General features: G+C 67.8%; 19 protein-coding genes and 3 rRNA genes. 12 read left to right on the top strand and 10 right to left on the bottom strand.

The window, feature by feature from the left end; all coding sequences use genetic code 11:
- Positions 1-34: 34 nt before the first annotated feature.
- Positions 35-1,909, bottom strand: coding sequence for a streptophobe family protein (locus EDD92_RS11795; RefSeq protein WP_123964255.1), 1,875 nt, complete (start codon positions 1,907-1,909; stop codon positions 35-37).
- Positions 1,910-2,162: 253 nt separating this feature from the next.
- Here EDD92_RS11795 and EDD92_RS11790 point away from each other — a divergent pair, with 253 nt between their 5' ends.
- Complete coding sequence (locus tag EDD92_RS11790) at positions 2,163-4,682, top strand: FHA domain-containing protein (RefSeq protein ID WP_123964254.1); 2,520 nt, start codon at positions 2,163-2,165, stop codon at positions 4,680-4,682.
- A 107-nt stretch (positions 4,683-4,789) separates the two neighbouring features.
- Here EDD92_RS11790 and EDD92_RS11785 read toward each other — a convergent pair whose 3' ends face one another.
- From EDD92_RS11785 to EDD92_RS11775, 3 genes are all read right to left on the bottom strand, one after another.
- Positions 4,790-5,533: a transglycosylase SLT domain-containing protein gene (locus EDD92_RS11785; protein WP_123964253.1), complete on the bottom strand. Its 744-nt coding sequence runs from the start codon at positions 5,531-5,533 to the stop codon at positions 4,790-4,792.
- A 341-nt stretch (positions 5,534-5,874) separates the two neighbouring features.
- The gene (locus EDD92_RS11780; RefSeq protein ID WP_123964252.1) at positions 5,875-6,918 is read right to left on the bottom strand and encodes an S-adenosylmethionine:tRNA ribosyltransferase-isomerase; all 1,044 of its coding nucleotides are present in this window, start codon (positions 6,916-6,918) and stop codon (positions 5,875-5,877) included.
- Complete coding sequence (locus EDD92_RS11775) at positions 6,915-7,613, bottom strand: SDR family oxidoreductase (protein WP_123964251.1); 699 nt, start codon at positions 7,611-7,613, stop codon at positions 6,915-6,917. Before EDD92_RS11775 ends, EDD92_RS11780 begins: the two co-directional genes overlap by 4 nt.
- A 225-nt stretch (positions 7,614-7,838) precedes the next feature.
- Here EDD92_RS11775 and EDD92_RS11770 point away from each other — a divergent pair, with 225 nt between their 5' ends.
- The 3 genes from EDD92_RS11770 (at position 7,839) to EDD92_RS11760 (ending at position 10,066) form a co-directional block, all read left to right on the top strand.
- Positions 7,839-9,017: a GAF domain-containing sensor histidine kinase gene (locus EDD92_RS11770; protein ID WP_123964250.1), complete on the top strand. Its 1,179-nt coding sequence runs from the start codon at positions 7,839-7,841 to the stop codon at positions 9,015-9,017.
- Positions 9,010-9,651, top strand: coding sequence for a response regulator transcription factor (locus EDD92_RS11765; RefSeq protein WP_123964249.1), 642 nt, complete (start codon positions 9,010-9,012; stop codon positions 9,649-9,651). Before EDD92_RS11770 ends, EDD92_RS11765 begins: the two co-directional genes overlap by 8 nt.
- A 169-nt stretch (positions 9,652-9,820) precedes the next feature.
- The gene (locus EDD92_RS11760; protein WP_030947810.1) at positions 9,821-10,066 is read left to right on the top strand and encodes a chaplin; all 246 of its coding nucleotides are present in this window, start codon (positions 9,821-9,823) and stop codon (positions 10,064-10,066) included.
- A gap of 235 nt (positions 10,067-10,301) precedes the next feature.
- Here the strand turns inward: EDD92_RS11760 and EDD92_RS11755 are convergent, their stop codons facing one another.
- Positions 10,302-11,090 (bottom strand): hypothetical protein, encoded by a 789-nt coding sequence (locus EDD92_RS11755; protein WP_123964248.1) that lies wholly within the window; start codon positions 11,088-11,090, stop codon positions 10,302-10,304.
- Positions 11,091-11,230: 140 nt separating this feature from the next.
- Between EDD92_RS11755 and EDD92_RS11750 the strand changes: the two genes are divergently transcribed.
- From EDD92_RS11750 to EDD92_RS11740, 3 genes are all read left to right on the top strand, one after another.
- Positions 11,231-12,022: an ABC transporter ATP-binding protein gene (locus tag EDD92_RS11750; protein ID WP_030947805.1), complete on the top strand. Its 792-nt coding sequence runs from the start codon at positions 11,231-11,233 to the stop codon at positions 12,020-12,022.
- A 94-nt stretch (positions 12,023-12,116) separates the two neighbouring features.
- Positions 12,117-12,548: an NfeD family protein gene (locus EDD92_RS11745; protein WP_030947802.1), complete on the top strand. Its 432-nt coding sequence runs from the start codon at positions 12,117-12,119 to the stop codon at positions 12,546-12,548.
- A gap of 131 nt (positions 12,549-12,679) precedes the next feature.
- Positions 12,680-13,621, top strand: a complete 942-nt coding sequence (locus EDD92_RS11740) for an SPFH domain-containing protein (protein ID WP_123964247.1) — start codon at positions 12,680-12,682, stop codon at positions 13,619-13,621.
- Positions 13,622-13,684: 63 nt separating this feature from the next.
- Here EDD92_RS11740 and EDD92_RS11735 read toward each other — a convergent pair whose 3' ends face one another.
- The 3 genes from EDD92_RS11735 to EDD92_RS11725 form a co-directional block, all read right to left on the bottom strand.
- Positions 13,685-14,191 (bottom strand): HNH endonuclease, encoded by a 507-nt coding sequence (locus tag EDD92_RS11735; protein WP_123964246.1) that lies wholly within the window; start codon positions 14,189-14,191, stop codon positions 13,685-13,687.
- A 144-nt stretch (positions 14,192-14,335) separates the two neighbouring features.
- Positions 14,336-14,875 (bottom strand): YbhB/YbcL family Raf kinase inhibitor-like protein, encoded by a 540-nt coding sequence (locus EDD92_RS11730; protein WP_123964245.1) that lies wholly within the window; start codon positions 14,873-14,875, stop codon positions 14,336-14,338.
- Between the two features lie 42 nt (positions 14,876-14,917).
- Positions 14,918-15,700, bottom strand: coding sequence for a sporulation protein (locus EDD92_RS11725; RefSeq protein WP_123964244.1), 783 nt, complete (start codon positions 15,698-15,700; stop codon positions 14,918-14,920).
- Between the two features lie 137 nt (positions 15,701-15,837).
- On the opposite strand from EDD92_RS11725, the gene EDD92_RS11720 reads away from it, so the two are divergent.
- The 4 genes from EDD92_RS11720 (at position 15,838) to rrf (ending at position 22,153) form a co-directional block, all read left to right on the top strand.
- Positions 15,838-16,479 (top strand): DNA-3-methyladenine glycosylase, encoded by a 642-nt coding sequence (locus EDD92_RS11720; RefSeq protein WP_123964243.1) that lies wholly within the window; start codon positions 15,838-15,840, stop codon positions 16,477-16,479.
- A gap of 498 nt (positions 16,480-16,977) precedes the next feature.
- Positions 16,978-18,503: ribosomal RNA gene (locus tag EDD92_RS11710) — 16S ribosomal RNA — on the top strand.
- 306 nt (positions 18,504-18,809) lie between these two features.
- Positions 18,810-21,932, top strand: a 23S ribosomal RNA gene (locus tag EDD92_RS11705).
- Between the two features lie 104 nt (positions 21,933-22,036).
- Positions 22,037-22,153 (top strand): 5S ribosomal RNA (rrf, locus tag EDD92_RS11700).
- Together the 16S, 23S and 5S rRNA genes form the textbook arrangement of a ribosomal RNA operon.
- An 88-nt stretch (positions 22,154-22,241) precedes the next feature.
- Here rrf and EDD92_RS52405 read toward each other — a convergent pair.
- Entirely contained in the window at positions 22,242-23,342 is a 1,101-nt protein-coding gene (locus EDD92_RS52405; RefSeq protein ID WP_221268306.1) for a hypothetical protein, read from the bottom strand.
- Between the two features lie 60 nt (positions 23,343-23,402).
- Here EDD92_RS52405 and EDD92_RS52105 point away from each other — a divergent pair, with 60 nt between their 5' ends.
- Complete coding sequence (locus EDD92_RS52105) at positions 23,403-24,170, top strand: tetratricopeptide repeat protein (protein ID WP_221268258.1); 768 nt, start codon at positions 23,403-23,405, stop codon at positions 24,168-24,170.
- A gap of 53 nt (positions 24,171-24,223) precedes the next feature.
- Here EDD92_RS52105 and EDD92_RS11690 read toward each other — a convergent pair whose 3' ends face one another.
- Positions 24,224-25,516 (bottom strand): DUF1015 domain-containing protein, encoded by a 1,293-nt coding sequence (locus tag EDD92_RS11690; RefSeq protein ID WP_123964240.1) that lies wholly within the window; start codon positions 25,514-25,516, stop codon positions 24,224-24,226.
- Positions 25,517-25,586 lie beyond the last annotated feature (70 nt).

Genomic DNA, 25,586 nt, shown 5'->3' with positions numbered 1-25,586 from the left:
ACGGCCCGTTTCGGCGCCGGCCGGCGCGTGCGGTTCAGCGGTCGTCCCTCGGCCTCCCCGGAGGAGGTGGTGGGGGCGGTGGGGGCGGGCCCTCGTTCGGACCGGGCTTCGGCCGGTTCCCGCGTCGGGGCCGCGGTGTCCGGGGCGGCGGGCTGCCCATCGGGCGGACCACCGTCGGTGCGCCATACATGTCGCTGTTGCCGGTAGCGGGCGGTGGTGAGCCGCCGGGGTCCTGGGCGTCGGCGGGCGGCCGTCCGCGACCGGGGGCACCCGGCGGACCCTGCCGGGCCCCGTCCTGCGGCCGCGCGTCCTCCGGCTCCCGCAGCTCGTCCGGCAGCTGCAGATACGGATTGGTGGTGGGGTTGGGCGCCCGGTACGGCGTACTGGGCGTGTACGGCCCCGACGCGCCCCCGGCTTCGGGCACGTACTGCTGATACCCGGCATCCCCGGCCGGCACCCCCGCGACCCCGCCGCTCAGCGCCAACGGCGCCGCCCGCCGCCCCGCCGCGCCGGTCGCCCACGCCAGCAGCGCCCCGGCAGCCCCCGCTCCCGCGCCCCACAGGGCGCCCAGCAGCAGCGCCATGCCGAGGTGCCCGTGCAGCTCGATCCCGGCGCCGAACGCATCGAAGCCCAGCACCGACAGCGAGGCGTCCACCGACACCTCCGTCAGCCACGCGAGCAGCGGCAACGTCAGCGCCGTCCCGACCCCCAGCCGCACCGCACAGAGCCCGGCGAACCCGAGGGCCCCCGGACCTCGTACGCCCGAAGGACCCGCAGCCGGCGAAGCCCCGGCCACCACCGGCGTCCGCACCGCGGCCAGTACCCCCGCCAGCAGCATCATCACGGCCGCCGCCACCCCCAGCAGCCACACCCGCCCGTCCAGGTCCGCCAGCCGCCCCAGCGTCACCGACCGGTCGGTCTTCGCCGTGAGCAGGCCGTCCAGCGGATGCGGCAGGAACCTGGTCAGTACGCCCGTCGCCCTGCCGTCGAACGGCACGAACAGGCCGATGGGGATGCCCAGCCAGGTGCCGTTGGGCGCGCCCAGCAGCGCGGCCCCGAAGATCCGCTTGGGATGGTCGTCGCCGATCGCCGCATACGCCCCCGCCGCGAGGCCCGCCGCCACCGCCACCAGCATCACCGTGACGATCGCCGACGCCGCCGGCCGTACGACCCGGTGCACGGCCTCCCAGCCGCGTGGCAGGGGAGTGCGGCGCGAGGCCAGCAGGGCGATCAGCAGGATGCCCGCCGACCAGCCGAGCCCGCCCAGCAGCGTGGGCGCCGTGTCGACGGTGAAGCCGACCGCCGCCTTCGCCTGGATGAGGTTGCCGATGTTGTCGGGCAGCAGCCCGCCGATGTTCCCGATGTCGCCGAGACCGGGGATGTCGACGCCGCCTCCGCCCCCGCCGCCTCCGCCGGGCAGCTTGTCGAGCCCCAGCGAGCCGCCGTCGATCGTGATGACGTCGTGCCCCGCCCAGGCCAGCCCGCCCAGCGTCGCCACGAACAGCGCGACCACCGCGCCCGCGCGCGCGAGGAGTTCGGCCGGTGCGATCACAACTCCCGCCGCCCGCAAGGACCGTAGGAAGAACCAGGAGAGCAGGAGTGCGCCGACCAGGCTCACCCCCAATGGCGTGATCGTGACGGCCGTATGCGCCTGAGCCCCTTTCAGGCCGAACGCGGAGACGTCCCCGGACGGTGTGACCGAACCACCCGCCCCAAGTGCCACCACCGCCGCGGTCATCGGCCCGAGCGAGCCCGACGCGTCAGCCTCCAGCAGATGCAGGCCGAGCGCCGCCGTGCCCGCCATCCCGATCAACGCCCAGCTCACAGAGGCGATCGCGGACAGCAGAACGTCCCCCCACGGCACCCTCGTGGCACTCCTGACGGACTCGGCACTCGACGACGTGCTCATGGACGCGCTCATGGCAGACCCCCCGATCCGCGTAGCGGCACGGTGGCCGCGCATGTCCCCCTCGCGTGGATTACCACTCTCCGGGGCGGTTTCAACCCCGTCAACGGAACCAGCCGATGCGTATGTGCGTGGTGGTTCGCAAGGCCCGACTTTCGGTCAGGGGGGCGAGCCTGAAATAGTTCCCGACGATGTTCGACATCCCTAGACTCCCTGTGTTGGGGGTAACTCGGGGGACTACTCAGTGGGGCATGGAGTGCCGGAACTCGTACTGGAATTGAATGGACGTACCTGGACGCTCGACCCGTCCAGGCCGTACACCCTCGGACGCGATCCGCAGGGGGACATCGTGCTCGACGACGCCAGAGTGTCCTGGCGTCACGCCACGATCAGCTGGGGCGGCCGCAGTTGGGTCATCGAGGACCAGGGCTCCACCAACGGCACGTTCGTGCAGGGGCAGCGGATCCATCACATGGAGATCGGCCCCGGCTCCGCGGTGCACCTCGGCAACGCGACCGACGGCCCGCTGGTCAACGTCACCGGCGCGGCGGCCGCCGTCGCGCAGCCCCAGCAGCAGCCGTACGCCGCCCAGGGCGCGGGCCCCGGCTGGGCCCAGCAGACACCGCCGCAGCAGCAGGCCCCGCAGCCCGGCTGGCAGCAGCCGCAGCAGGCCGCACCGCAGCAGGCAGCCGCGCCGATCCCGCAGCAGCAGGGCCCCGGTGGTGGCGCGGGGGCGCCGCCGGTCTACGGCGACCGCAGCCCCACCACGTTCCACCAGTTCTCCATCGGCCGCGTGATGCGCATCGGCCGTGCCCTGGAGAACGAGCTGGTCGTCTCCGACCTGCAGGTCTCCCGGAACCACGCCGAGTTCCACTCGACGCCCGACGGCCGCATGGAGATCCGCGACCTCGGCTCGCACAACGGCACCTACGTCAACGGCCAGCCGATCCCCAAGGGCGGCTCGGCGCTGCTCGGCCCGACCGACATCGTCGGCGTCGGCCACTCCACGTTCCGGATCGTCGGCGACCACCTCGAGGAGTTCGTCGACACCGGCGAGGTCTCCTTCTCGGCCCGCCACCTGACCGTCACGGTCGACGGCGGCAAGCAGATCCTCAAGGACGTCTCCTTCGGCGTCCCGGAGAAGTCCCTGATCGCGGTCATCGGCCCGTCCGGCTCGGGCAAGTCGACCCTGCTCAAGGCCCTGACCGGCTACCGCCCCGCCAACCAGGGCGACGTCCTCTACGACAACCGCAACCTGTACAAGCAGTTCGCCGAGCTGCGCCAGCGCATCGGTCTGGTCCCGCAGGACGACATCCTGCACAAGGAACTGACCGTCAAGAAGGCCCTCAAGTACGCGGCCAAGCTCCGCTTCCCGTCCGACACCACGGGCGCCGAGCGCGAGGCCCGCATAGACGAGGTGCTGCGCGAGCTGAAGCTGGACATCCACAAGGAGAAGAAGGTCACCTCCCTCTCCGGCGGCCAGCGCAAGCGCGTCTCGGTGGCCCTGGAGCTGCTCACCAAGCCGTCGCTGATCTTCCTGGACGAGCCGACCTCGGGCCTCGACCCGGGCATGGACCGCGACGTCATGCAGCTGCTGCGCGGCCTCGCCGACGACGGCCGTACGGTCCTCGTCGTCACCCACTCCGTGGCCGAGCTGGCGCTGTGCGACAAGCTCCTGGTGATGGCCCCGGGCGGCGCGGTCGCCTACTTCGGCCCGCCGGAGGAGGCGCTGAACTTCTTCGGCTACGACACCTGGGCCGACGTCTTCTCCGCCTTCGAGAACTACCGCGACTACGACTGGGCGGGGCGCTGGAAGGGCTCGCAGCACTACCAGATGTACGCCGCGGACATCGACGCCGTTGCACCACAGTCCGTACAGATGCCTCCGATGCAGGCGATGAAGCCGCCGAAGCCACAGGGCTGGATGAGCCAGTTCGGCACCCTGGTGCGCCGCTATGTCTCCGTCATCGCCTCCGACAAGGGCTTCCTCGCCCTGACGGTGATCCTCCCGCTCGTCCTCGGCTCGGTGAGCCTGCTCATCGACTCGGGCAAGGACCTGCTGGTCAACACGGAGATCAACCCGACGACCCAGCAGCCGGTCCCGAACGGCACGGCCACCACGGTCCTGCTGATCCTCGCGGTCGGCGCCTGCTTCGCCGGCGCCGCGAACTCCGTCCGTGAGCTGATCAAGGAACGGGTCATCTACGAGCGGGAGCGCGCGACCGGTCTGTCCCGCTCCGCGTACCTGATGTCCAAGGTCTTCGTGCTCGGCTTCATCACGGTGCTGCAGGGGCTGATGGTCGGCATGATCGGCTTCGCCAGCCGGACCATCCCGACGGAGGGCCTGGTTCTCAAGAATCTCCCGCTGCTCGAGCTCACCATCCCGATCATGGCCCTGGGCTTCACCTCGATGATGTTCGGCCTGATCATCTCCGCGCTGGTGAAGACATCCGAGAAGACCATGCCCCTGCTGGTCATGTTCGCGATCGTCCAGGTCGTCTTCACGGGCTGCCTCTTCGCCCTGAACGGCGCGATCGGCGTCAACCAGTTCTCGTACCTGATGCCGTCCCGCTGGGCCGTCGCCGCCGCGGGCGCCACGCTCGACTTCAACAGGATCAGCCCGCCCGGCAAGGGCAAGCCCAACGACCCACTCTGGGAGCACACCGTGGGCGCCTGGAGCATGGACATGATCGCCCTGATCGCGCTCGGTGTGATCTGCGCGTTCTTCGTGGCCCGCTTCCTGCGCCGCCACGAGCCGGAGGTCATGCGCAAGTAGTCGCAGTCCTACGACGCTCTCGCAGGGCGTTCTCGTACGGCGCGAAGGGCGGCACCCAGCAAGGGGTGCCGCCCTTCGGCGTTCACGTGCAGAGGTCCGCGCCGACCTCAGTACGCGCTGTTGACGTTGTCGATCGAGCCGTACTTGTCGGCCGCGTAGTTGGCGGCGGCGGTGATGTTGGCGACCGGGTCGTAGATGTTCCAGGACGTGCCGGCCACGTGGTAGGCGCTGAAGGTCGGCGGGATGACCTGCAGCAGGCCCTTCGACGGGATGCCGTTGATGGCGTTGATGTCCCAGTCGTTGATGGCGTTCGGGTTGCCCGAGGACTCCCGCATGATGTTGCGGTACAGGCCGTTGTAGCTGCCCGGTATGCCCTTGGACTGCATGATGTCGAGCGCGTTCTTGATCCAGCCGTCGAGGTTGTTCGCGTAGGTCTTGGCGACCGGCTTGATCGCGGCACGCTGGGCGGACCGGCTCGCGGCCTCCTTCGCCTTGCGCGCGGCCTCGGCCTTCTTCTTGGCGGCGGCCGCGGCGGCCGCCTTCTTCGCTGCGGCCTCGGCGGCGGCCTTCTTCTTGGCCTTGGCCTCAGCCTTGGCCTTGATGGCCTCGGCCTTCAGGCTGGCACCGGCGAGCTGGTCGGTGACGCTGGCCTTGACGTCCTTGATCTGGTCGGAGCCGTACTCCACCTTGGCCGTCGAGACGGTGGCCTCGTTCGTGGTCGTCTCGGCGTTGCTGGGCACCGCGGAGAACGCGAGAGCGGCGGCACCGAGGGTGGCGACACCGGCCATCGCGACCTTCTGGTGACGGGTCAGCGAGCGACTGAGACGGCGAATGTTGGTGTTCTTGAGCATGGCAGACGGACCTCTTCGAATAGCGCGGAGGTCGCTCTACGTCCGGCGGGGGACACGGGTCCTTCCCGCACAAACGCCGCGGGGGGAACCCGCGGCGCTGAGCGACGACAGCCATTCTTAGCGGCCGCAAAATGTTGTGGCAAAGGTGTGACGTACGATCCCCGGTAGTGGATCGGGTAAGGGCAAAAACGGACAGACTGGAACGTTCGCCCCGCTCATGAGGGGAGGGTCTGTCTCCTATCGTCCTTCGTAGGTGATCTGCGCCCTATGCGCGGGCTCACATCGTCGCCGCAACGGTCTCACCATGAGTTGCTTGAGCAATGCACTGCGTGAGGGGCCTCCTACGGGAGGATGAGGTGGACGTCCCCGAACTCGTGCCACAGGTAGAGCCCGCGCAGCGCCTCCTCGTAGCTGCGGTCGATCGCGGCCCGCCCGGCGATCGCCTCCAGCATCAGCAGATGCGAGGCCTCCGGCTCGTGCAGCCCGGTCAGCAGCCCGTCCACCACCCGCACCCCGCGTTCCGGGGCGACCACGAGATCCGTCCACCCTTCACGCGCGCGTACGACGCCGTCCGGCCCCGCCGCCGACTCAACGGCCCGCACGGCCGTCGTCCCGACCGCGACCACCCGTCCGTCGCCCGCCTGGACGGCATTGATCAGCCGCGCCGAAGCCTCCGGCACCGAGAACCGCTCCGGATACGGCGGCTCGTGCGCCTCCGCCGAGGCCACCCCCGTGTGCAGAGTGATCGGTGCGAACTGCACACCCCGGCTCACCAGCTCCGCCACCAGCCGCGCCGTGAAGGGCCGCGCCGCACTCGGCATCTCCGCACTGCCCGTCCCGTCGGCGGACGGCAGCGCGAACACCGTCTGGTACACCGACAGCGGCTGGTCCCGCTCCGTATAGGAGTAGCGAATGGGCCGCCCGTGCTCCCGCAGCAGCCCGAGCACCCCTGCCCCCGACACCCGCGCCCACCACAACCGGTCGCCGCGCGCGCTCAGTGGCTCCTCCAGGACCAGCCGCACGCCGCCGGGCAGCCGCACCTCCAAGCCCGCGGGTCCTCCCGCACGCGCGCGCGTGGCGCCCTTCCCGTCCGGATCCCGCAGCTCGACCGCCCACCGCCCGTCGTCCCCGCGCGTGGAGAAGTGCACCACCACGCGCGCGTGCCCGACCCGCCCGTCCACGGCGGCGGCCAGCGTGGGCGAGGTGTTCACGACAAGCAGGTCCCCGGCCCGCAGCAGCCGCGGCAGCTCCACGAACGCATGGTGCGACACCTCGCAGCCGCGCGACACGAGCAGCCGTACGGCATCCCGGTCGAGCCCCGCCCCGCGCTGCTCGACAGGGACCCGGGCCGAGAGTTCCTCCGGTACGTGCACCGCCACCGTCATCGCTGCCCCTCCAGCAGCGCCGGAGCCGCATACCGGCCGCTCACCGGCCGCTCGTCCAGCAGCCGCAGGAACGCCGGCACCACACTCGCCGGTGCCGGCCGCGGATCACCGTCGTCCGGTACGGCCGCCGCATACAGGTCCGTGGCCATGTCCCCGGGGTCGACCGCCCAGACCCGCAGCGCGGGCTCCTCCTCGGCGAGCACCGCCGCGAGATGGTCGAGGGCCGCCTTCGAGGCGCCGTACCCACCCCACGTCTCATAGGCCTCGGCGGCCGCGTCCGAGCTGACCGCGATCACCGTGCCGGCCTCGGACGCCCGCAGCAGCGGCAGCGCCTCCTGGACCAGGCCCAGCGCGGCCACCACGTTCACCTCCAGCGCCTGCCCGAACCCCTCAAGAGACAGCTCCTCCAGCCGTACGAGCGGCTCGGCGCCCAGCGCGCTCGCGTTGTTCACCAGCAGATCGATGCCGCCCAGCTTCCCCGCGGCCGCCACCAGCTCGGCCCGGTGGCCGACGTCCGTGACGTCCCCGGGGACGGCGCTCACGCGCGTGCCGTACGCGGACACGGCCGCCGCCGCCTCGGTGAGAACCCTCTCCGTCCTTGCGTCGAGCACCAGATCCCAGCCGCGCGCGGCCAGGGCCTCGGCCAGCGCCCGCCCCAGCCCCTTCGAAGCCCCCGTGATGATCGCTACCGGCATGACACGTCCCCTCGTCTCGCCCGCCCGTCGATCGGCGGTGACCTCAACGTAGGAACCGCGCCGCCCGCCCCGCCTCGGACGCGGGCCGCAACAAGCCGGGGCCCTTCGGACTAAGCCGCCCGTCCGGGACCCCGGACCTAGTCCGCCCGGCCTAGGCCCACCGGCGCAGGCCGCGCCGTCACAGGTCCGATCCGCGTTGTCACACCCCGCCGGTACCTTGAGGGCATGAGTCACGGCCCCCGGTCCGGCCTCACCGCGGTGAGTTCCGCGCTGCTGGCCATGAGCAGGCATCTCGAGGTGCGCGACGTCCTCAAGACGATCGTCGCCTCGGCCCGCGAACTGCTCGACGCGCAGTACGCCGCCCTCGGCGTCCCCGACGATCACGGCGGCTTCGCCCAGTTCGTGGTCGACGGCGTGAGCGACGCGCAGTGGAAGGCCATCGGCCCGCTCCCGCGCCAGCACGGCATCCTCGCCGCGATGCTGCAGGAAGCGAAGATCGAGCGCCTCGCCGACGTCCGCAAGGACCCCCGCTTCGAGGGCTGGCCATCCGCCCACCCCGACATGTCCGACTTCCTGGGACTGCCCATCAGGGACGGCGACGAGGTCATCGGCGCGCTGTTCCTCGCGAACAAGCTGCGCCCTGTGGGGGGAAACCCCCCACACCCCCCGTGCCCGAAACCGGAAGGCAGCTGCGGCTTCACCGAGGAGGACGAGGACCTGCTCGCCATCCTCGCCCAGCACGCCGCGATCGCCCTCACCAACGCCCGCCTGTACGAGCGCAGCCGCGAGCTGACCATCGCCGAGGAGCGCTCCCGCCTCGCCCACGAGCTGCACGACGCGGTCAGCCAGAAGCTCTTCTCCCTGCGCCTGACCGCCCAGGCCGCCGCCGCCCTCGTCGACCGCGACCCGTCCCGCGCCAAGGGCGAGGCGCAGCAGGTGGCCGTGCTCGCCGCCGAGGCCGCCGACGAACTGCGCGCCGCCGTCGTGGAGCTGCGCCCCGCGGCCCTCGACGAGGACGGCCTGGTCGCCACCCTGCGCACCCAGATCCAGGTCCTCGACCGCGCCCACAGCGCGCGCGTGACCTTCGACAGCCGCGGCGTGCGCGCCCTGCCCGCCGCCCAGGAGGAGGCCGTCCTGCGCGTCGCCCAGGAGGCCCTGCACAACGCCCTGCGGCACTCCGGGGCGCGGCACGTGGACGTGACCCTGACCCGGCGCGACAGCGGGACGGCCCTTCGCGTCACGGACGACGGCAGCGGCTTCGACCCGAAGTCGATACGCCGCGCGGGACGCCATCTGGGCCTGGTGTCCATGCGTGACCGCGCAAGCGGGGTCGGCGGCGTGCTGACCGTGGAATCGGCGCCCGGAAAGGGCACCACGATCGAGATGGAGGTCCCCGGTGGCTGACGCAATCAAGGTGCTGCTCGTCGACGACCACCAGGTGGTCCGCCGTGGCCTGCGCACGTTCCTCGAGGTGCAGGACGACATCGAGGTCGTGGGGGAGGCGGCCGACGGCGCCGAAGGAGTCGCCCGCGCCGAGGAACTGCAGCCCGACGTGGTGCTGATGGACGTCAAGATGCCCGGCATGGACGGCGTCGACGCGCTGCGCAGGCTCCGCGAGCTGAACAACCCCGCGCGCGTGCTGATCGTCACCAGCTTCACGGAACAGCGCACGGTGGTCCCGGCCCTGCGCGCGGGGGCCGCCGGATACGTCTACAAGGACGTGGACCCGGACGCCCTGGCCGGCGCCATCCGCTCCGTCCACGCCGGGCACATCCTGCTCCAGCCCGAGGTCGCCGGCGCCCTGCTGTCCCAGGAGGAGGCCAACTCGGGCCAGGGGCGGGGCGGTTCGCTCACGGAACGGGAGCGCGAGGTGCTGGGCCTGATAGCGGACGGCCGCTCGAACCGCGAGATCGCGCGCGCCCTCGTCCTGTCCGAGAAGACCGTGAAGACCCACGTCTCGAACATCCTGATGAAGCTCGACCTGGCGGACCGCACCCAGGCGGCGCTGTGGGCCGTCCGCCACGGCGTGACCGGCTGAAACACGCCGCGCGCCGGGACGCCGCGGCAATACGGAGGGTTCCCTTCCGGGCTGAGATTCATACCGTCGTGGGAATGTCCCCCAGATGGCGCATCCTCCGTGGATCTCCGCCGTTCTTCAGTGCGTGCTGCGGCGATTGCCGTGGCAACCACTAGGGAGGGCTTGGAAAGTGAAGAACCTGAAGAAGGCAGCGGCCGTGACGATGGTGACCGGCGGTCTGCTCGCCGCTGGAGCCGGCATGGCCTCCGCCACCGGCGGCGCGCACGCCGACGGGACGGCCGTGGGCTCGCCCGGCATCGTCTCGGGCAACGTGGTCCAGGCCCCGGTGCACGTCCCGGTGAACGTCTCGGGCAACAGCGTGAACGTCGTCGGCGTGCTGAACCCCGCCTTCGGCAACCTGGCCGTCAACCACTGACGCAGCCCACACGGCATGCACTGCCTCCGGCCTCCCGGGCATCCCGGGAGGCCGGTCTTTTGTGACGGTAGTTGCTCTTTACGGCTTTTCGAGGGCAGTCGCCTTGCAGCGCCGGTCGGGGTTTGTCTTTCAGCCCGTCCGGCGTTTGAGGACGAGGCCGTTCAGGCCGAAACGGGGGCCTGGGGGCAGAGCCCCCAGACGCGACGACAACCGCCGGCCACCAAAACGCCGACGTTCACCGCACCCCCCGCTCCCGCTCCTCCACAACGGAGTTGTACGCGGCGACCTGCGCCCGCCGAGCCGTCCGCTCCACCGGCCGCAGAGCCTCGGCCCGCGCCCCCATCTCGCCGGCACTCACCGCACCCCCCTGCCCGTTGCCGTAGGCGAGGGAAATCAGCAGCCCCACCCGCTGAGCCAGCTCCAGCACCCGCACCGCCCGCGGCGGATAACCCGGCGCCAGCACCTCCCGCCCCCGCTCGGCCCGCGCCCGGTACGCATCGATCGCCGCCTCCGCCACCGGCCCCGACCCGGCGACGTCCAGCCGCGACAGAACCTCCGTCGCCTCCCGCAACGCCTCCGCCAGCTCCCGCTCGGCCTCGCCCAGCGAGGGCACATCCGCGGGCGGAGCCTCCCGCACCGGCAGGCAGCGCCACACGACCTCCACGTGCACATCGCCGTCGGGCCCGGCCTCGTACACCTCCGGCACCAACCCGAACGCGGCGCCATGACAGACCACCGCCTCCTCGGCGTCCATCGCCCGCGCATTGAACTCCGGCGGCCCGCTCAGCCCCAGCGGATGCCCCGGCGCGGGCAGCGCGACCCGCAATCCCGTGGCGCCGAGCGCCCGCAGCCGGCCCAGCGCCAGCGTGAGCCCGACGGGCGCCGACTCGCCGGGCAGCCCCTCCATGCGATGCACGGCATCGTCCCCGACGATCGACAGCACAGCGTCGTCCGGCGAGACAAGTCCGGCCAAAAGGGCGTTTCCCCAAGCGGCAAAGCGTCCTGAACGCGGTTCCGAGAGCATGCCTCCACCCTAAGGACCGGACCGATGGAATGGGCCGGGCGGCCGGTGGCGTAGATTTCATCGAGGGCTGCGCCCGAAAGCGCGCACGCGACAGCCGAGACGCCGAGACCGGTCACACTGCAAGGGGAGACAACGCGCTCATGAGCGATGTTCTGGAGCTTCAGGACGTATCCGTGGTCCGGGAGGGCCGGGCTCTGGTGGACCAGGTCTCCTGGTCGGTCAAGGAAGGCGAGCGCTGGGTCATCCTCGGCCCCAACGGCGCCGGCAAGACGACCCTTCTGAACGTCGCCTCCAGCTACCTCTTCCCCAGCAACGGCACCGCCACCATCCTCGGCGAGACCCTCGGCAAGGTCGACGTCTTCGAGCTGCGCCCCCGCATCGGCATGGCCGGCATCGCCATGGCCGACAAGCTCCCCAAGCGCCAGACCGTCCTGCAGACCGTCCTGACCGCCGCCTACGGCATGACCGCCGGCTGGCACGAGGACTACGAGGACATCGACGAGCAGCGCGCCCGCGCCTTCCTCGACCGCCTCGGCATGACCGAGTACGCGGACCGCAAGTTCGGCACCCTCTCCGAGGGCGAGCGCAAGCGCACCCTCATCGCCCGCGCGCTGATGACCGACCCCGAGCTCCTCCTCCTCGACGAGCCCGCAGCCGGCCTCGACCTCGGCGGCCGCGAGGACCTGGTCCGCCGCCTCGGCCGCCTCGCCCGCGACCCGATCGCCCCCTCGATGATCATGGTCACCCACCATGTCGAGGAGATCGCCCCCGGTTTCACCCACGTCCTGATGATCCGCCAGGGCAAGGTCCTCGCCGCCGGACCGCTGGAGCTCGAACTCACCTCCCGCAACCTTTCCCTCTGCTTCGGCCTCCCGCTCGTCGTCGAACAGGTCGGCGACCGCTGGACCGCTCAGGGCCTGCCGCTGTCCTGACGGTGTGAAGCCCGCGCGAAAACACGGGTAAGAAGCCCGTCCCAGCCACATCGCGCCCTGTCGGAGGCAGGACCCGCGGTCCTACCATGACCATGTGAACGACATCGACGCATGGGTGTGGTGGCTCGTCGGCGCGGCTGCGCTCGGAATCCCGCTCGTGGTGACCGCGATGCCGGAGTTCGGCATGCTCGCCGTGGGCGCCGTGGCCGCCGCCGTCATGGCCGGAGTGGGCTTCGGTTCAGTGGCCCAGGTGCTCGCCTTCGTCGTCGTCTCGGTCGCCCTCATTGCCGTCGTACGTCCCATCGCGGTCCGGCACAGCGCGCAGCGCCCCCAACTCGCCACGGGAGTCGAGGCGTTGAAGGGCAGGCAGGCCGTCGTGCTCGAGCGCGTCGACGGCTCCGGAGGGCGGATCAAGCTGGCCGGCGAGGTCTGGTCGGCGCGCTCGCTCGACGCCGGCAGCGCCTACGAAGTGGGGCAGGAAGTGGATGTCGTGGAGATCGAAGGAGCCACCGCGATCGTCATCTGACCTCGTAGGACTCAACTGAACCGAACAGCCCACGAGTTGTGCGACGGTCTGACAGACTCGACCAGCAAGATCTTCAACAACCATAAGATCTTCCGAAAGCGCCGAGGCGGAGAAGGGTACGGGGAACGACGATGGAACCGGTCATCATCGTCCTGATCATTCTGGTGGTGTTGGTCTTCATCGCCCTGATCAGGACAATCCAAGTCATCCCACAGGCCAGCGCCGCCATCGTCGAGCGCTTCGGCCGCTACACGCGGACACTCAACGCGGGCCTCAACATCGTGGTCCCGTTCATCGACACGATCCGCAACCGCATCGACCTCCGCGAGCAGGTCGTGCCGTTCCCGCCGCAACCGGTGATCACCCAGGACAACCTGGTCGTCAACATCGACACGGTCATCTACTACCAGGTGACCGACGCCCGGGCCGCGACGTACGAAGTCGCCAGCTACATCCAGGCGATCGAGCAGCTCACCGTCACCACGCTCCGCAACATCATCGGTGGCATGGACCTCGAGCGGACCCTGACATCCCGTGAGGAGATCAACGCGGCCCTGCGCGGCGTCCTCGACGAGGCCACCGGCAAGTGGGGCATCCGCGTCAACCGCGTCGAGCTCAAGGCCATCGAACCGCCCACCTCCATCCAGGACTCGATGGAGAAGCAGATGCGCGCCGACCGTGACAAGCGCGCCGCGATCCTCACCGCCGAAGGTACGCGCCAGGCCGCCATCCTCACCGCCGAAGGTGAGAAGCAGTCCCAGATCCTGCGCGCCGAGGGTGAGGCCAAGGCCGCCGCCCTGCGCGCCGAGGGCGAAGCCCAGGCGATCCGCACGGTCTTCGAGTCCATCCACGCCGGCGACCCCGACCAGAAGCTCCTCAGCTACCAGTACCTCCAGATGCTCCCGAAGATCGCCGAGGGCGACGCCAACAAGCTCTGGATCGTCCCCAGCGAGATCGGCGACGCCCTCAAGGGCCTCTCCGGGGCAATGGGCAACTTCGGCCCGTTCGGCGGCAATTCAGGCGGCGGCTCGGAGAAGGCCCCGGAACGCCGAGAGAAGCCGTCGATCGACTGACGCGTCCTGTACGACACCGGGGCTCACCTCCGTCCGAGGTGAGCCCCAAGTTCTGCGTACGGTCTAGGCGGCAGGCTGGGCCAGCCAGTCCGGCAACGCCTCGAACTCGTCACTGCCCAGCGTCAGCAGCATCGCGTCCTGCGGCGTCGGCTCGAACGGCTGCCGCAGCAACGGCATACCCGCCTGCTCCGGAGTCCGGTCCGCCTTGCGGTGGTTGTCCTCCGCGCACGAGGCCACCGTATTCAGCCACGAGTCCTGACCACCCTGCGCCCGCGGCACCACATGGTCCACAGTGGTCGCCCGGCGGCCGCAGTACGCGCACCGGTGCCGGTCCCTGACCAGCACACCCCGCCTCGACCACGGAGCTTGTCTTCGGAACGGCACCCTTACGTACCGGCACAGCCGGATCACCCGGGGCACGGGTATGTCGACCGCGGCTCCACGCATGCGCAGCTCGGGGTGGGCCTGCTCGACAACGGCCTTGTCCTGCAGCACCAGAACGACGGCTCGATTCAAAGTCACCGTCGACAGCGGCTCAAAGCTCGCGTTCAGCACCAGCGTGTCCCGCATCCAGCCCACCTCCCATGCGCACCGGCCCACCCCCTGGCGGGCTTGGATCAACTCTGGCCGGGCACGCCGAGATGGACAACGCAATAAAAACTGCCCGCCCCTGATCAATTCCAAGACCAGAGGCGGGCAAACGTTCCATGAACGTCAGTCTTCGGCGGGTACCTCGTACTCACCGATCAGCTGGGCACGCGCGATCGCGTGGAACCGCAGATTGAAACCGATGACGGCGGGAGAGGCATCGGAATCCGGGCCCAACTTCTCCTGATCCACGGCGTACACCGTGAACACATACCGGTGCGGCCCGTCCCCGGGCGGCGGAGCAGCCCCGCCGAAGTCCTTGCTGCCGTAGTCGTTGCGCACCTGCACGGCACCCTCGGGCAGCCCCTCGAACTTGCCGCTGCCCGCACCCGCCGGCAGCTCGGTCACCGAGGCCGGGATGTCGAACACGGTCCAGTGCCAGAACCCGCTGCCCGTAGGGGCGTCCGGGTCGTAGCAGGTCACGGCGAAGCTCTTGGTCTCGGCAGGGAAGCCCTCCCACCGCAGCTGCGGCGAGGTGTTGTCGGCCGCGTAGACCTGAGCGTCCTTGAGCGTGGCGCCCTCCTGGACATCCTCGCTCGTGACCGTGAACGACGGCACGGGCGGATGGAAGTCATGGGGGAGCGGCCGCCGCTTGAGCTCGGTCACCTCGGTACCTCCTGATCGATGACGGAATCAGCAGTTCCGAGCCTAGAACCAGTTGCGCTTGCTGCCGACCTCGGACAGCCACTGGTTGAGGTACGCCGCCCAGTCGGTCCCGTGGAAGTCGTGCAGACCCACCTGGAACGACCGGAACGTGTCACTGCCCTCGCTGAACAGACCGGGCTTCTTGTCCATCTCCAGGATGACGTCCATGGCGTGCTCGTCGGCCACAAAGCTCAACTCGACCTGGTTCAGCCCGCGGTACTGGGACGGCGGGAAGAACTCGATCTCCTGGTAGAACGGCAGCTTCTGGCGCGTCCCCCGGATGTGTCCGCGCTCCATGTCCGCGTTCTTGAAGCGGAAGCCCAGCTGGATGAACGCGTCCAGGATCGCCTTCTGTGCCGGCAGCGGGTGCACATTGATCGGGTCCAGGTCACCGGAGTCGATGGCCCGCGCGATCGCCAGCTCCGTGGTCACCCCGATGTTCATCCCGCGCAGCGCCTGCCCGTCGATCATCGTGACCGGCGTCTCCCACGGGATCTCGAGCCCGAACGGCACCGCGTGCACGGCCCCGGCCTGCAGCTCGAAGGCGCCACCGAGCTGCACCTTGGTGAACTCGATGTTCTGCTTGTACTCCTCGTCGCCGCTCTCGACCTCGACCTTGGCCTGCAGCCCCACGGACAGGCCCTCGATCTCCTGGTTCACGGACCCGCCCTGGATCCGGACCTCACCCTGGACGACGCCGCCCGGAACGACGTTGACCTCGGTCAGCACCGTCTCGACCGAAGCCCCGCCGGCACCCAGGCTCGCGAGCAGCTTCTTGAACGCCATGTCTCTCCCTATACGTGTGGACCCTTGATCCCTACAAACGCGATCCGGGTACGGCCGGTTCCGCCCCACACCCTGGCAAGGAGAGGGAACCTTGACCACCCCTTGGTCTCCACCCGTCTGGACTAGGCTCGTGCTCCATGATCGCGCCACCGGACCGTACGCCACTCCCCAGGGAGTTCTTCGATCGCCCCGTCCTGGAAGTCGCCCCCGACCTCCTGGGCCGCGTCCTCGTGCGTACGACACCGGACGGTCCGATCGCCGTGCGCCTCACAGAGGTCGAGGCCTACGACGGCCCGAACGACCCCGGCTCCCACGCCTATCGCGGCCGCACGGCCCGAAACGGCGTGATGTTCGGTCCGCCCGGGCACGTATACGTCTACTTCACCTACGGCATGTGGTTCTGCATGAACCTGGTGTGCGGCCCCGAAGGAAAGGCGAGCGCGGTCCTGCTCCGGGCCGGCGAGGTCGTCGAGGGCGCCGAGCTCGCCCGTAAACGTCGACTCTCGGCCCGAAACGACAAGGAACTGGCCAAAGGGCCCGCACGCCTGGCCACAGCGCTGGACGTGGCCCGCGATCTTGACGGCACGGACGCGTGCGCCCTGGGCGACACCCCCTTGCGGATCCTGACGGGCACCGCCGTCGCCCTCGACCAGGTACGCAACGGTCCACGCACCGGCGTGGCAGGTGACGGGGGCGTGCATCCGTGGCGCTTCTGGATCGCCGACGACCCGACGGTGAGCCCTTATAGGGCCCACGTCCCGCGGCGCCGCTCAAGTTGACGCACCCCTGGAAGGTGCGTAATGTAGCCCGAGCCGCTGAACCGGGTACGGCAATCGCCAGCAGCCGGAAGCGACCAAACCACTACCTACGATCACCCCTCGACGGGGTCGAATTCGGCGTGCCCGCATGCCCGAATTCGGACTCGCGGAACTCGATTATGAGTTTGCCGGGGGAATCGGTTAACGTAGTGAATGTCGAAAGGCCCCGCCGACAGGGAATCAGGCCCGAAAGGATCTGATAGAGTCGGAAACGCAAGACCGAAGGGAAACTGCCCGGAGGAAAGCCCGAGAGGGTGAGTACAAAGGAAGCGTCCGTTCCTTGAGAACTCAACAGCGTGCCAAAAATCAACGCCAGATATGTTGATACCCCGTTCTCGGCCGTCATGGCCGGGGCGAGGTTCCTTTGAAAAAAACACAGCGAGGACGCTGTGAACGGCCGGGCTTATTCCGCCTGGCTGTTCCGCTCTCGTGATGTGTGCACCCGATTACGGGTAAACATTCACGGAGAGTTTGATCCTGGCTCAGGACGAACGCTGGCGGCGTGCTTAACACATGCAAGTCGAACGATGAAGCCCTTCGGGGTGGATTAGTGGCGAACGGGTGAGTAACACGTGGGCAATCTGCCCTTCACTCTGGGACAAGCCCTGGAAACGGGGTCTAATACCGGATATGAGCCTGGGAGGCATCTCCCGGGTTGTAAAGCTCCGGCGGTGAAGGATGAGCCCGCGGCCTATCAGCTTGTTGGTGAGGTAACGGCTCACCAAGGCGACGACGGGTAGCCGGCCTGAGAGGGCGACCGGCCACACTGGGACTGAGACACGGCCCAGACTCCTACGGGAGGCAGCAGTGGGGAATATTGCACAATGGGCGAAAGCCTGATGCAGCGACGCCGCGTGAGGGATGACGGCCTTCGGGTTGTAAACCTCTTTCAGCAGGGAAGAAGCGCAAGTGACGGTACCTGCAGAAGAAGCGCCGGCTAACTACGTGCCAGCAGCCGCGGTAATACGTAGGGCGCAAGCGTTGTCCGGAATTATTGGGCGTAAAGAGCTCGTAGGCGGCTTGTCACGTCGGGTGTGAAAGCCCGGGGCTTAACCCCGGGTCTGCATTCGATACGGGCAGGCTAGAGTGTGGTAGGGGAGATCGGAATTCCTGGTGTAGCGGTGAAATGCGCAGATATCAGGAGGAACACCGGTGGCGAAGGCGGATCTCTGGGCCATTACTGACGCTGAGGAGCGAAAGCGTGGGGAGCGAACAGGATTAGATACCCTGGTAGTCCACGCCGTAAACGGTGGGAACTAGGTGTTGGCGACATTCCACGTCGTCGGTGCCGCAGCTAACGCATTAAGTTCCCCGCCTGGGGAGTACGGCCGCAAGGCTAAAACTCAAAGGAATTGACGGGGGCCCGCACAAGCAGCGGAGCATGTGGCTTAATTCGACGCAACGCGAAGAACCTTACCAAGGCTTGACATACACCGGAAACATCCAGAGATGGGTGCCCCCTTGTGGTCGGTGTACAGGTGGTGCATGGCTGTCGTCAGCTCGTGTCGTGAGATGTTGGGTTAAGTCCCGCAACGAGCGCAACCCTTGTCCCGTGTTGCCAGCATGCCCTTCGGGGTGATGGGGACTCACGGGAGACCGCCGGGGTCAACTCGGAGGAAGGTGGGGACGACGTCAAGTCATCATGCCCCTTATGTCTTGGGCTGCACACGTGCTACAATGGCCGGTACAATGAGCTGCGATACCGTGAGGTGGAGCGAATCTCAAAAAGCCGGTCTCAGTTCGGATTGGGGTCTGCAACTCGACCCCATGAAGTCGGAGTTGCTAGTAATCGCAGATCAGCAGTGCTGCGGTGAATACGTTCCCGGGCCTTGTACACACCGCCCGTCACGTCACGAAAGTCGGTAACACCCGAAGCCGGTGGCCCAACCCCTTGTGGGAGGGAGCTGTCGAAGGTGGGACTGGCGATTGGGACGAAGTCGTAACAAGGTAGCCGTACCGGAAGGTGCGGCTGGATCACCTCCTTTCTAAGGAGCATCTAGGCCGCCGGGCATGTCCTGGTGGTCCAGGGCCATTACGTCGGCAAACGTCCGACGGTGGTTGCTCATGGGTGGAACGTTGATTATTCGGCACTTTCAGTCATCTCGGGCTGCCAGTACTGCTCTTCGGAGCGTGGAACGCTGATCACGAGTGGCGGGAGTGCCGGGCACGCTGTTGGGTGTCTGAGGGAATGAACCCCCTCGATGCCGGCCCCAGTGAACTCCAGCTTTTGGTTGGGGGTGATGGGTGGCTGGTCGTTGTTTGAGAACTGCACAGTGGACGCGAGCATCTGTGGCCAAGTTTTTAAGGGCGCACGGTGGATGCCTTGGCACCAGGAACCGATGAAGGACGTGGGAGGCCACGATAGGCCCCGGGGAGTCGTCAACCAGGCTTTGATCCGGGGGTGTCCGAATGGGGAAACCCGGCAGTCGTCATGGGCTGTCACCCTTGCCTGAACACATAGGGCAAGTGGAGGGAACGCGGGGAAGTGAAACATCTCAGTACCCGCAGGAAGAGAAAACAACCGTGATTCCGGGAGTAGTGGCGAGCGAAACCGGATGAGGCCAAACCTACGACGTGTGAGACCCGGCAGGGGTTGCGTCGTGGGGGTTGTGGGATCTCTCTTCTGTCGTCTGCCGGCGACAGGACGAGTCAGAAACCGTTGATGTAGGCGAAGGACATGCGAAAGGTCCGGCGTAGAGGGTAAGACCCCCGTAGTCGAAACGTCAGCGGCTCGTTGGAGAGACACCCAAGTAGCACGGGGCCCGAGAAATCCCGTGTGAATCTGGCGGGACCACCCGCTAAGCCTAAATATTCCCTGGTGACCGATAGCGGATAGTACCGTGAGGGAATGGTGAAAAGTACCGCGGGAGCGGAGTGAAATAGTACCTGAAACCGTGTGCCTACAAGCCGTGGGAGCGTCGGACATCAAGCTTGCTTGGTGTCTCGTGACTGCGTGCCTTTTGAAGAATGAGCCTGCGAGTTTGCGGTGTGTTGCGAGGTTAACCCGGGTGGGGTAGCCGTAGCGAAAGCGAGTCCGAATAGGGCGTTTTAGTAGCACGCTCAAGACCCGAAGCGGAGTGATCTAGCCATGGGCAGGTTGAAGCGGAGGTAAGACTTCGTGGAGGACCGAACCCACCAGGGTTGAAAACCTGGGGGATGACCTGTGGTTAGGGGTGAAAGGCCAATCAAACTCCGTGATAGCTGGTTCTCCCCGAAATGCATTTAGGTGCAGCGTCGTGTGTTTCTTGCCGGAGGTAGAGCACTGGATAGGCGATGGGCCCTACCGGGTTACTGACCTTAGCCAAACTCCGAATGCCGGTAAGTGAGAGCGCGGCAGTGAGACTGTGGGGGATAAGCTCCATGGTCGAGAGGGAAACAGCCCAGAGCATCGACTAAGGCCCCTAAGCGTACGCTAAGTGGGAAAGGATGTGGAGTCGCACAGACAACCAGGAGGTTGGCTTAGAAGCAGCCACCCTTGAAAGAGTGCGTAATAGCTCACTGGTCTAGTGATTCCGCGCCGACAATGTAGCGGGGCTCAAGCGTACCGCCGAAGTCGTGTCATTGCAGTAATACTCCCAACGGAGGCTGTGATGGGTAGGGGAGCGTCGTGTGCCGGGTGAAGCAGCGCCGGAAGGCAGTTGTGGACGGTTCACGAGTGAGAATGCAGGCATGAGTAGCGATTCACACGTGAGAAACGTGTGCGCCGATTGACTAAGGGTTCCTGGGTCAAGCTGATCTGCCCAGGGTAAGTCGGGACCTAAGGCGAGGCCGACAGGCGTAGTCGATGGATAACCGGTTGATATTCCGGTACCCGCTGTGAAGCGTCAAACATCGAACCAGGCGATGCTAAGTCCGTGAAGCCGCCCCGGAGCCTTCGGGCAAAGGGGAGTGGTGGAGCCGACGGACCAGACCTGTAGTAGGTGAGTGATGGGGTGACGCAGGAAGGTAGTCCAGCCCGGGCGGTGGTTGTCCCGGGGTAAGGGTGTAGCCCGAGTGGTAGGCAAATCCGCCACTCATATGGGGTGAGACCTGATGCCGAGCCGATTGTGGTGAAGTGGATGATCCTATGCTGTCGAGAAAAGCCTCTAGCGAGTTTCATGGCGGCCCGTACCCTAAACCGACTCAGGTGGTCAGGTAGAGAATACCGAGGCGTTCGGGTGAACTATGGTTAAGGAACTCGGCAAAATGCCCCCGTAACTTCGGGAGAAGGGGGGCCACACCTGGTGATGGGCTTTACGTCCTGAGCTGGGGGTGGCCGCAGAGACCAGCGAGAAGCGACTGTTTACTAAAAACACAGGTCCGTGCGAAGCCGTAAGGCGATGTATACGGACTGACGCCTGCCCGGTGCTGGAACGTTAAGGGGACCGGTTAGCTCCATTTCGGTGGGGCGAAGCTGAGAACTTAAGCGCCAGTAAACGGCGGTGGTAACTATAACCATCCTAAGGTAGCGAAATTCCTTGTCGGGTAAGTTCCGACCTGCACGAATGGCGTAACGACTTCTCGACTGTCTCAACCATAGGCCCGGTGAAATTGCACTACGAGTAAAGATGCTCGTTTCGCGCAGCAGGACGGAAAGACCCCGGGACCTTTACTACAGTTTGATATTGGTGTTCGGTTCGGCTTGTGTAGGATAGCTGGGAGACTGTGAAGCTTGGACGCCAGTTCAGGTGGAGTCGTCGTTGAAATACCAGTCTGGTCGTGCTGGATGTCTAACCTGGGTCCGTGATCCGGATCAGGGACAGTGTCTGATGGGTAGTTTAACTGGGGCGGTTGCCTCCTAAAGAGTAACGGAGGCGCCCAAAGGTTCCCTCAGCCTGGTTGGCAATCAGGTGTTGAGTGTAAGTGCACAAGGGAGCTTGACTGTGAGACCGACGGGTCGAGCAGGGACGAAAGTCGGGACTAGTGATCCGGCGGTGGCTTGTGGAAGCGCCGTCGCTCAACGGATAAAAGGTACCCCGGGGATAACAGGCTGATCTTCCCCAAGAGTCCATATCGACGGGATGGTTTGGCACCTCGATGTCGGCTCGTCGCATCCTGGGGCTGGAGTCGGTCCCAAGGGTTGGGCTGTTCGCCCATTAAAGCGGTACGCGAGCTGGGTTTAGAACGTCGTGAGACAGTTCGGTCCCTATCCGCTGTGCGCGCAGGAGTCTTGAGAAGGGCTGTCCCTAGTACGAGAGGACCGGGACGGACGAACCTCTGGTGTGCCAGTTGTCCTGCCAAGGGCATGGCTGGTTGGCTACGTTCGGGAGGGATAACCGCTGAAAGCATCTAAGCGGGAAGCCTGCTTCGAGATGAGGACTCCCACCCACTTGATGGGGTAAGGCTCCCAGTAGACGACTGGGTTGATAGGCCGGATCTGGAAGCACCGCAAGGTGTGGAGGTGACCGGTACTAATAGGCCGAGGGCTTGTCCTCAGTTGCTCGCGTCCACTGTGTTAGTTCTGAGGCAACGACCGTTGCCGGCTTTGAGCAGAACGCATAACAGAAAAGTGTGCTTGTTCGCTCGAAACCATTAGGGTTTCGGTGGTTATAGCGTGAGGGAAACGCCCGGTTACATTCCGAACCCGGAAGCTAAGCCTTACAGCGCCGATGGTACTGCAGGGGGGACCCTGTGGGAGAGTAGGACGCCGCCGAACAATCTTTGGAAGGACCCCTGGTCCCAGCGTTCAGCTGGGACCAGGGGTCCTTTTGTTTTTACAATGCTTGCGGTACCGAAGACAGGAGTCACCCATGTCCACCAACTCTCCCGACGACCGACCGGAGCGCGACCAGCGGCGACGGGACAGTGGGGACCGCGGCGACCGTGGTGGTTCCCGCGGTGGTTTCCGTCGGGACGACCGGCGCGATGACAACCGCGGTGGTGCCGACCGCGGTGGCTACGGTCGCCGCGACGACAACCGTGGCGGACAGGGCCGGCGTGACGACCGCCCGCGTGACGACCGCGGGGACCGCGGTGGCTTCCGTCGGGACGACAACCGGGGTGGCGGGTACGGCCGTAGGGACGACCGGCGCGAGGGTGACCGTGGCCCCCGTCCGGCATTCCAGCGCGACGACCGCGACCGCGGTCCGCGTCGGGACGACCGGGACCGTGACCGCGGTCCGCGTCGGGACGACCGCGGAGACCGTGGGGACCGTCCCTCCTTCCGGCGTGACGACCGCGGTGGCGAGCGGCGCGACAACGACCGCGGTGGCTTCCGTCGGGACGACAACCGCGGCGGTGGGTACGGCCGTCGGGACGACCGCCGGAGCGATGACCGCGGCGACCGCGGTGACCGTGGCGGTTTCCGTAGGGACGATCGTCGGGACGACCGACGTGACGACAACCGCGGTGGTGCCGACCGCGGTGGCTACGGTCGCCGCGACGACCGCAGGGATGACCGCGACCGTGGCTTCCGTGGCGACGACCGTGATCGTGGCTTCCGGCGCGACGACCGTGGGGAGCGCGGGGAACGTCCGTCCTTCCGGCGTGACGACCGTGGAGAGCGCGGGGATCGTCCCTCCTTCCGGCGTGACGAGCGTGGAGACCGTGGAGAGCGCGGGGATCGTCCCTCGTTCCGGCGTGACGAGCGTGGAGACCGAGGAGAGCGCGGGGAGCGTCCCTCCTTCCGCCGTGACGAGCGTGGAGACCGAGGAGAGCGTCCGCCCTTCCGGCGTGACGACCGTGGCGAGCGGCGGGAAGGCGACCGCGGCGGCTTCCGGCGGGACGAGAGCCGGGGCGAGCGCGGTGGGTTCCGGGGCCGTGATGACCGTGGTGGACGCGGGGGCCCCCGTCGGGACGACCGTGGTGGCCGTCCCGGAGGCTTCCGGGGGCGGGACGACCGGCACGGCGGTGGCGGCGGCCGGTTCCGTGACGAGCGGGACCGCGACCGCGAGCCGATCAAGCGGCTGCCCATCCCCGAGGACGTCACCGGCGACGAGATCGACAAGGACGTACGGCAGGAGCTGTTGAGCCTGCCGAAGACGCTCGCGGAGGACGTCGCCAAGAACCTGGTGATGGTCGCCCGGCTCATCGACGAGGACCCCGAGCGCGCCTACGCCTACTCCAAGATCGCGCTGCGGCTGGCGTCGCGCGTCGCCGCCGTACGCGAGGCGGGCGGGTTCGCCGCGTACGCGAACCAGAAGTACGCCGAGGCGCTTGCCGAGTTCCGGGCCGCGCGGCGGATGACCGGCAGCGCGGAGCTGTGGCCCGTCATGGCCGACTGCGAGCGTGGGCTCGGGCGGCCGGAGAAGGCACTGGACATGGCCGGGGCACCGGAGGTGCAGAAGCTCGACAAGGCAGGGCAGGTCGAGATGCGGCTCGTCGCGGCCGGCGCCCGGCGCGACATGGGGCAGCTCGACGCGGCCATCGTGACGCTGCAGAGCCCTGAGCTGGCCTCCAGCTCAGTGCAGCCGTGGACCGCGCGGCTGCGGTACGCATACGCCGACGCGCTGCTCGCCGCCGGTCGCGAGGGTGAGGCGCGGGAGTGGTTCGCGAAGGCCGTCGAGGCCGACAAAGACGGCAGCACGGACGCCTCTGACCGGCTTGCCGAGCTTGACGGTGTGGAGTTCGTCGACGCCTTCGACGAGAGTGACGAAGGTGACGAGGGAGAGGGCACGGAGGCCGAGGCCGAGGCCAAGGCCAAGGCCGACGATGACGAGGACGACAAGGACTGATCTGTGAGAAGGGCGGGACCGTGAGGTCCCGCCCTTTCGCATGTCAGAGGTCCTCAGAGGTCCAGCGCGCGCAGCACCAGTCCCGACGCCGGCTTCGGGCCGAACGACGTCGACTTGCGGGGCATCGTCACGCCCTGGCGGGCCAGGTCGCGGACGACCTCCTCGCGGACCGGGTGCATCAGCACGGCCGTACCGCCGTCGCGTTCCGCCTTCTCGACCGTGGCCGCCGTGTCGTGGATGTAGGCGATACGGGCCGGGTCGTCCTCGGGGATGTGCCAGACGTGGTCGAGGAGCGTGGCGTGCAGGACCGTGGCGTCCAGGGTGCGCCAGGCGGCGGGGCGGTCGGCGGGGATCGTACGGGCCAGGAGGTCCGGGTCCGGGTGGTCGATCAGGTGGAAGGCGCCGTCGCCGGAGAGCAGGAAGGCATTGCCGGCGCAGGCGGCGTCCGCCAGTGCGTCCAGGGCCTCCGGCAGGGGTACGGGCAGGTGCCGTATGCGGAACAGGCCGTCCAGGGCGGAGAGGGCGTCGGCGACCGGCAGGCCGTGCAGGAGGCGGTGGATGGCGCGGACGCGCAGCGGGTAGCGGGCGGTGTCGACCAGGAGGACGAGGCCGTAGTCCCAGGGGCTCGGCGAGGTGTGCTCGGTGCGGAGCCGGCGATATGTCGCCCAGCGGTGGTGGCCGTCGGCGATCAGGGCCTGGTGCCGGGCCAGGTCGGACTGGACGCGGGCGAGGTCGGCCGGGTCGGTGATCGACCACAGGCGGTGGCTGAATCCGTCCTCCGTGGTGGTGGCCAGCAGCGGAGGATGCCCCGCGACGCGTTCCACGACCTCGATCGCCGACGATGTCGAGCCGTTGCCGCGGTAGGTCAGGAGCAGGGGCTCGAGGTTCGCTGAGGTGGCGCGCATCAGGGCCGCGCGGTCGGCGACCACGTGCGGCATGACGTCCTCGTGCGGCAGGACCACGCCCTCCGACGGGTCCGAGACGCGCAGGGCGCCGATGATGCCGCGCTGCAGCATTCCGTCGCCGTCGCGCTGCTCGTAGACGTACAGGCCGGGTTCGGGGTCGGTGGTCAGGACGCCCTCGGAGAGCCAGCGGCGCAGGGTGTCGGCGGCCTGTTCGTTGCGGGCCGTGGGGGTGGTGGCCTGCGGCAGGATCAGGCGGACGATGTTGTGCGGGTCGGCGGACTGGAGGTGGTGCAGGCCGTCGGGGCGCACGACGACGTCGTACGGCGGGGACGTCACGGCGGCGAGGCTGCCGACCCGGTCGGGGTCGTAGCGAAGGCCTCGGAACGGGGTGAGTTCCAGGCCTCGGCGCGCCGTTGCTTCCGAGTGACCTGCTGTGTTCATCCCGGCATCGTACGTGTGTCAGTGGCGTGAGGGATGATCGGGGGAAAGCCGTCGAACGAGGAGCGATGTG

This window comes from Streptomyces sp. TLI_185 (assembly GCF_003814765.1).
In the GTDB taxonomy this organism is placed as follows: domain Bacteria; phylum Actinomycetota; class Actinomycetes; order Streptomycetales; family Streptomycetaceae; genus Streptomyces.
The sequence above is the reverse complement of the archived record's forward strand: the minus strand, read 5'-3'. Positions and strand labels throughout refer to the sequence as shown.

Bases quoted from the DNA above. Each gene is read 5' to 3' on its own strand.
- EDD92_RS11770 (WP_123964250.1), top strand. From the start codon at position 7,839: ATGAGTCACGGCCCCCGGTCCGGCCTCACCGCGGTGAGTTCCGCGCTG.
- EDD92_RS11720 (WP_123964243.1), top strand. From the start codon at position 15,838: ATGATCGCGCCACCGGACCGTACGCCACTCCCCAGGGAGTTCTTCGAT.
- EDD92_RS11795 (WP_123964255.1), bottom strand. From the start codon at position 1,909: ATGAGCACGTCGTCGAGTGCCGAGTCCGTCAGGAGTGCCACGAGGGTG.
- EDD92_RS11740 (WP_123964247.1), top strand. From the start codon at position 12,680: ATGGAACCGGTCATCATCGTCCTGATCATTCTGGTGGTGTTGGTCTTC.
- EDD92_RS11785 (WP_123964253.1), bottom strand. From the start codon at position 5,533: ATGCTCAAGAACACCAACATTCGCCGTCTCAGTCGCTCGCTGACCCGT.
- EDD92_RS11780 (WP_123964252.1), bottom strand. From the start codon at position 6,918: ATGACGGTGGCGGTGCACGTACCGGAGGAACTCTCGGCCCGGGTCCCT.
- EDD92_RS11755 (WP_123964248.1), bottom strand. From the start codon at position 11,090: ATGCTCTCGGAACCGCGTTCAGGACGCTTTGCCGCTTGGGGAAACGCC.
- EDD92_RS11750 (WP_030947805.1), top strand. From the start codon at position 11,231: ATGAGCGATGTTCTGGAGCTTCAGGACGTATCCGTGGTCCGGGAGGGC.
- EDD92_RS11775 (WP_123964251.1), bottom strand. From the start codon at position 7,613: ATGCCGGTAGCGATCATCACGGGGGCTTCGAAGGGGCTGGGGCGGGCG.
- EDD92_RS11725 (WP_123964244.1), bottom strand. From the start codon at position 15,700: ATGGCGTTCAAGAAGCTGCTCGCGAGCCTGGGTGCCGGCGGGGCTTCG.
- EDD92_RS11735 (WP_123964246.1), bottom strand. From the start codon at position 14,191: ATGCGGGACACGCTGGTGCTGAACGCGAGCTTTGAGCCGCTGTCGACG.
- EDD92_RS11690 (WP_123964240.1), bottom strand. From the start codon at position 25,516: ATGAACACAGCAGGTCACTCGGAAGCAACGGCGCGCCGAGGCCTGGAA.